This window comes from Chryseobacterium sp. IT-36CA2, assembly GCF_949767875.1.
In the GTDB taxonomy this organism is placed as follows: Bacteria; Bacteroidota; Bacteroidia; order Flavobacteriales; family Weeksellaceae; genus Chryseobacterium.
This window is the reverse complement of sequence record NZ_CATKPG010000021.1, coordinates 737,890-743,985: the sequence shown is the minus strand read 5'-3', so window position 1 is coordinate 743,985 and position 6,096 is coordinate 737,890. Positions and strand designations below refer to the sequence as shown.

General features: G+C 34.7%; 4 protein-coding genes. 1 reads left to right on the top strand and 3 read right to left on the bottom strand.

What is annotated here, in order from left to right; genetic code table 11:
• Nucleotides 1-1,437: 1,437 nt before the first annotated feature.
• On the bottom strand, nucleotides 1,438-2,484 hold the full coding sequence (locus ACM6F9_RS14890; protein ID WP_414846427.1) for a PA0069 family radical SAM protein: 1,047 nt from the start codon (nucleotides 2,482-2,484) through the stop codon (nucleotides 1,438-1,440).
• A gap of 122 nt (nucleotides 2,485-2,606) precedes the next feature.
• Nucleotides 2,607-2,801, bottom strand: coding sequence for a hypothetical protein (locus ACM6F9_RS14885; protein WP_066691102.1), 195 nt, complete (start codon nucleotides 2,799-2,801; stop codon nucleotides 2,607-2,609).
• Between the two features lie 174 nt (nucleotides 2,802-2,975).
• Here ACM6F9_RS14885 and ACM6F9_RS14880 point away from each other — a divergent pair, with 174 nt between their 5' ends.
• A complete protein-coding gene (locus ACM6F9_RS14880; protein ID WP_414846426.1) occupies nucleotides 2,976-3,326 on the top strand; it encodes a hypothetical protein in 351 nt (116 codons plus the stop codon).
• Between the two features lie 114 nt (nucleotides 3,327-3,440).
• Here ACM6F9_RS14880 and ACM6F9_RS14875 read toward each other — a convergent pair whose 3' ends face one another.
• Nucleotides 3,441-6,086: a hypothetical protein gene (locus ACM6F9_RS14875; protein ID WP_414846425.1), complete on the bottom strand. Its 2,646-nt coding sequence runs from the start codon at nucleotides 6,084-6,086 to the stop codon at nucleotides 3,441-3,443.
• Nucleotides 6,087-6,096: the final 10 nt, after the last annotated feature.

Below are 6,096 nucleotides of genomic sequence, written 5' to 3'. Positions count from 1 at the left end.
GCGTTCATCCTGAGCCAGGATCAAACTCTCCATTGTATGTTTGTCTGACTCACTCAAAGTTTTTTAACGCTTTAGTTTTTCCTTACTTGGTTGTTATATTGTATGTCAATGATCTTTATATCTTCCGCTTTTTAACGTAGCAATCTTTATGTCAGTGTCGCTCCGTATTTGCGAGTGCAAAAGTAAAACTTTATTTCTTAATGACCAAATGTTTTGAAAGAAAATTTTAAAGTTTTTTAAGTAACCTTAACCTCTCTCCTAAACCCTAAGTCATCCACTCCTGCGCTCCCTGTAATTGGGACTGCAAAGATACAAACTCTTTTTTAACTGGCAACTTTTTTTTACAAAAGTTTTAAAGTTTTTTCGTCCGTCTCTTTTTGAAGTATCTAATGTTTTTGCCTATCTAAAGGCTCTTCTGCGCTGCTGAATGTCTTTCGTTTTTCAGTGGGGCAAAGATAGAAACTTAACTCACTCTACGCAAATTTATTTAACATAAATGTTACATTTTATTCATATTTAATCCTAAAACACTGGAACGCAGTGAGAAAAATTTTAAACATTTGTTTGGGAGGTTCGGGGAGAGGGGTTGAAAGCTGGAGAGTTTGGGTGTGAAAGGGGTTTTCATGAGTAATGAAAGGTATACCTATATATAATAATAGATATCTTTCTAGAAATATTCTTTTTCCAGGTTGGAGATAAAGCCGCTGAATGATTTGTGTTCATCAAACAGGCTTCCTTGGTCTAAGCTCAGGATTATAGCCCGCTTCTATTGAATCGCCAGGTACAATTAACCATAGACTGCACAGATTTGCACAGAGGATAACCAGTACAATATATATAAGAGAGGTTATAATAGCAGAAATATTATGCATCGTAAGTAAAATACTTCGACTCTGCTCAGCATGACACCGCTAATACTAACTGCTAAAAAAACTTTTGACATTATTCTATCATTTTACTTCCTTTACAATTCTCATCAATAAGTCTGAATTCCTGCAGAATGACATAATGGGAATAGCCGGATATCTCTACACTGGTTATTATATAGGAATTATAGATTTAAAAACTTCAACCTGATTACCGAAACCCGGCAACCAGGAACCCGCAACTTTATAACCCATCATTCATCATTCATAATTTATAATTTTCTTCTAGCCCTGATAGAAATGGTTACCCCGCAGCATTGATGGTGGGAGGGTTTGAGCGTGGGGTGCGCTGGCGCGAGGAGTAGGAATGGATAGCAGGATGAAGCTCCTGAGAATGTTGGAGACTGAGAAAGTCTGAGAGTTGGAGGGTTTGGAAAGGTTATAGCTATTCCTTATATATATGATGAATGTTGGGAGCAATCTCACTATCAAAGATCATTAATATAGTAATGTTGAAAAAGGATTTTACTTATACTATATAATATATGTAGAATCTCTTCATAAATTATGATTAATCAAACAATCTTAGTTGCTGATCACGGGTTCCGGTGAAGTTGGAGGTTGAAAGCTTTGGAAATTCTTTGCCTTCAAAAAACTTCTTTCTGCCAATCTTAAAGGTGGTATGAATCATTTCTGCGATATTCCCTTCTCCTCTCTGTCTTTCAAAATATCTTTTATCACCCAATTTTCCACCTCTCATAGAGCGGATGAGATTTAAGACTTTCTGTGCTCTGTCCGGAAAATGGGATTCAATCCAATTCACAAAAACAGGCTCAACGGTATCATTTAATCTTACCAGGGTATATCCGAATCCTAAAGCTCCAGCATCGGAAATGGCTTTCAATATATTTAAGGGTTCATCACTGTTTAGTCCGGGAATAATAGGCGCTACCATTACATGTACAGGAATATTATTTTCTGAAAGGATTTCTACGGCTTTTAATTTATTTTTTGCAGAGCTTGTTCTAGGCTCCATCTTTCGTCTCAGATCTTCATTGATTGTTGGGATACTTAGAGAGACTGACACCAGATTTTGTTCTGCCATGGGTTTTAAAATATCCAGATCTCTTAAGACCAGTGCGTTTTTTGTCAGAATATTGACAGGATGTCTGTAATCCAGACAAAGCTGCAGTAGTTTTCTGGTGATTTCAAATTGTCTTTCGGCGGGCTGATAACAGTCTGTATTTCCGGATAACAGAATCGGGGCTGCTTTATAGCCTCTTTTTTGAAAAAACTTCTCCAGCAATTCGGGAGCATTCTTTTTTACCATGATTTTTCTTTCAAAATCAATTCCTGCACTATAGCCCCAATATTCGTGGGTAGGTCTTGCAAAGCAGTAAGAGCATCCATGTTCACATCCCTGATAAGGATTCATGGAATATTCCATGGGTAGGTCTTCACTTTTGACCTGATTGACAATGGTTTTGGGGAATACTTCAGTGAAAGAAGTCTTTACTGTTTCGAAATCTTCATCTTCAGGCTCATAGGTATACCTGTCGAAACGATTAACAACGTTTCGCTGAGCTCCCTGACCTTTTATGAAATTTTCGTTTTGCATTCTTGTGTAAAATTAGAATGGAATTTTTATAAAATAATGAGTTTTAACATTAAAGTTTTCCACAAAAAAATCCAACACTTTCAAAAGCGTTGGATTTAAACATAATTAAATATATTTTTTTACTACTTCAGCGCGTAAAATTCCACTCCGTGTGTTTCGTCGTCGTGGTTCTTTTCATCAAAGTGTCTGTGATAATCCGAATAGGAATCACTATATTTTTTATCTTTTTTTGTTAAAATTTTTTTAATACTAATTAAGCTTAATACTGCCAAAAGACCAACTCCCCCTGCAAGTAAAACTCCAACTTCTTTTTTCATATTTTCTCTGATTTATTATTGATACCATTGCAAAAAGTATACCTCTTTTATTTTTTCAAATTATAAATTTTGTTAACATTAAACTTTATTTTTAAGAAAATTATAATCTGCTATTTTCTTATATTTAGAAAATGCAATGGTTTAATTATTGTATTTAACAACAAAAATAGTATTATGGAAAATTCAGGGAATTTTGATGCGATGACTACCTTAAGCGAAGTCATGAAAACGCTTTCTGAGAGAGGAATACAAAGAGAATTCAGAATGAATGAAAAGTGCGAAATGAAGTTTGAAAATTCGGACAAAGTTTATCAGCCAGCAGAATTGGTCATTTTAAAGACATATCGTTTTGAAGGAGATAGTAATCCTGATGATAATGCGGTGCTTTATGTGGTAAAAGATAATGCGGGAAACCGTGGAATGATCATAGATTCTTATGGGGCTGACAGCAATTATCCTGGTGAAGAGTTTGATAAATTTCTGAGAGATATTCCTGTATTGGAAAGTGATGAATTCAATTTCTAGCTAAACCTATTGTTCTTTATATTGATTTTTTAAACCATTAAGGTTGTTTTAATTAAAATCTGTTTACTTTTATAGACTCAGTAATCAATGATTCTGTCTCAATGGTTTAAAGAATTATTCTTCAGTTTTTTCCTTTTTTCTGAATATGTTGTTCAGAAAACCTTTCTTTTCTTTTTTCTCTTCTTCCGGTTTTGAGGTTTTATTTTTAATCTCCTGTTTTATTTCTTTTACAGACTGCTTCATTTCTTTCACAGATGAAACGGCTTTTTTGACTTTCTTCTCTGTCTTCTCAACGTTTGCACCAATCAATGTTTTCTTTAATCCCTGCTCAATTCCTTTCCAGAAAAGATTAAAGAAAGACTTTGTAGGATCACGCTCTACATTTTCTACAGCAACAGATTCCGGGTAACTTCCTGAATTTGATTTTATGAAAATATTGGCAACAGCTGTCAGGAATCCTTTTTTCTCATGATTATTCTTATTTAAAACAGCAATTTTCAGATCTTTATGTTTAAGATTAAAAGTTCCGTGTAATCCGGCAGGGTTTCCTTTAAAATTAAAGAGCATTTCCTGAATAATTCCCGCAGTTGCTGTGACATGAAGGTAAGGTCTGATAAAAGGATTGATTCCGCTGGCCGGAAGATTGGTGGTTTTTCCGGAGATTGCAAATGCGTCATTCTGATCGCCCACATCAAAGTTCCAGTTGACAGAAAGAGGCGACAGGTTCATGAAAGAACAATTAATTTTAATATCCACTTTTGTGGGTTTTCCTTTTATTTTAGCAGAATTCAGGTTTTTGACATTCATATTAAAGTTACTGAAGGTCAGTTTTCCCGGCCCCATACTTTCCGGAGTATCTTCTTCGTATACCAATACTGAGTTTTTCAGATCAAGATTATTAATTGTCATCGGAATTTTGATGGATCTCAGCATTTTTGAATACAAAGCTTTAATTTTCGGATCGTCTTTAGGGATTTTACTTCTGAAAATATTAGCATTCGCTGACTCAATGCCTACGTGGGAAGCATTTATTATTTTATTTCGAGAAAACAGATCCCACTCTCCTTCCGCAGTTATTTGTGCAGCTTTCAAATCATACAAATCCCTCTCAACGGGTATCATTTTGATAAATTGGGCTCTCGAAAAAAGAGGTTTCATGGCAAAATTGTTGATCTGTACTTTATTCTTATTGAGCTTCAGAAGCCCAAGGCTCATGTTGTAAAATTGTGTTTTGTAGGAGAGATTTCTGGTGGTAATATAATAATCTTTCACTTTAAAGGAAAGACCCGGCTGGCTAGATCTTGATGATAATTCAATATTATTTGCCCTGGCACTCAAATCATGAAAAGCTAAAGGCTGTTTTCCGTTGTCATAAACGATATTTGAATTTTTCAAAGATATTTTCCTTACAATAACAGATTGTATAACCCCAGGTTCAGAAGTTTTATTCTGTTTCTTCTCTCCTGCTTTGATCGTTCCGTTTATGTTATTTACAAGAACATCTTTGATATCCAGATTCAGTTTTTTATCAACAAATTCTAGTTTATTGATATTAAATGCAATATGATTTGTCTTTAAATTCATTATTGTTTTTCCCACAGCGGAAGCGCCCGGTGTCAATACAACATCCAGAATTTCACCATTTGTAGGCTTCAGTGCAATATTTCTTATCGAAATATTCTGATGATTAGAATACAAAACATCTCTTCCGGAAAGCAGAAAGTCTTTATACCCGAAAGGAATAACCTGTTCTGAAGTTTCCTTATTAAACATCAGCTGGCTAATATTTAAACTCAATGCTCCGACGGCCAAGAGTTTGTTTCCGTCCGGTTTGTTGATCTGAACTACAGCATTATTGAGCTTAAAACTTTTTAAATCAATCTCAAAATCTGATTTTTTTTCTTTCTTTTTGGATTTTATGCCTGTATTATATATTGTAAAAGCTGGATTTTGAAAATCTACATTATTAAGTGATACTTTATTTTTTTTAAGCATCACATCTTTGAATTCCATTTTTGGAATACTGCATTCAAGCAGCTGAGATTTTCTAGGGTAAAACTTTTTAAACTGAGCAAAAGAAAGAAGCGGAGTCAGTCTGAAGTTCTCAAAAGACATTTGCCCGTCTGCAGTATTAATAGAATTTATGGTAATTGCATACGTTTCATTGGGACGGACAAAGAACTTTTCTCCTTTGATGCTGTAGCTGTCAAATTCGATGGGTAATTTATCTTCTACAGATTCATCTGTCATCTGCAGGTTTTCTACCAGCAGATTAAGCTTCTGTACGGATACAAATTTCTGTTTAGTATGTTTGAAAACGGCAAATTTACCGTCATTGATCCTGATATTCTCAATTAAGAAGGGATTTTTTTTCTTTCCGGTTTTCTGATCACGTGGTTTTGCAAGAATAATATTTAGATCAGGTTTTCCCAGCAATACATCTGATGAGCTGATTTTTTTATTAAAAACAGCATCATAAATTCCAAAGCGGCTTATCTTTAAAGTGTCAACAGTTCCCTGTAAACCGATAACGTCTGTATTTTGCGGATCTTTACTATTGACTGAAATTCCTGTTGCTAAGATATTTCCTGTTCCCAGATCAACATCCAGGGTTTTGTAAGAAACTTTATAATTTGTATTTTTTTTTATATAATCCGGAAGCTGGGTTTTAAGCCATATATTCAGTCCGAAGTTCGCAGCAAGAAGAATTCCTGCCAGGATCCCGAAACTTATTAATAGTCTTTTAACCCATTTCCTCATATTCTGTGAT

What these genes read in the sequence shown, in the direction of transcription:
- ACM6F9_RS14885 (WP_066691102.1), bottom strand. Translation starts at nt 2,801, where the DNA reads ATGAAAAAAGAAGTTGGAGTTTTACTTGCAGGGGGAGTTGGTCTTTTG.
- ACM6F9_RS14875 (WP_414846425.1), bottom strand. Translation starts at nt 6,086, where the DNA reads ATGAGGAAATGGGTTAAAAGACTATTAATAAGTTTCGGGATCCTGGCA.
- ACM6F9_RS14880 (WP_414846426.1), top strand. Translation starts at nt 2,976, where the DNA reads ATGGAAAATTCAGGGAATTTTGATGCGATGACTACCTTAAGCGAAGTC.
- ACM6F9_RS14890 (WP_414846427.1), bottom strand. Translation starts at nt 2,484, where the DNA reads ATGCAAAACGAAAATTTCATAAAAGGTCAGGGAGCTCAGCGAAACGTT.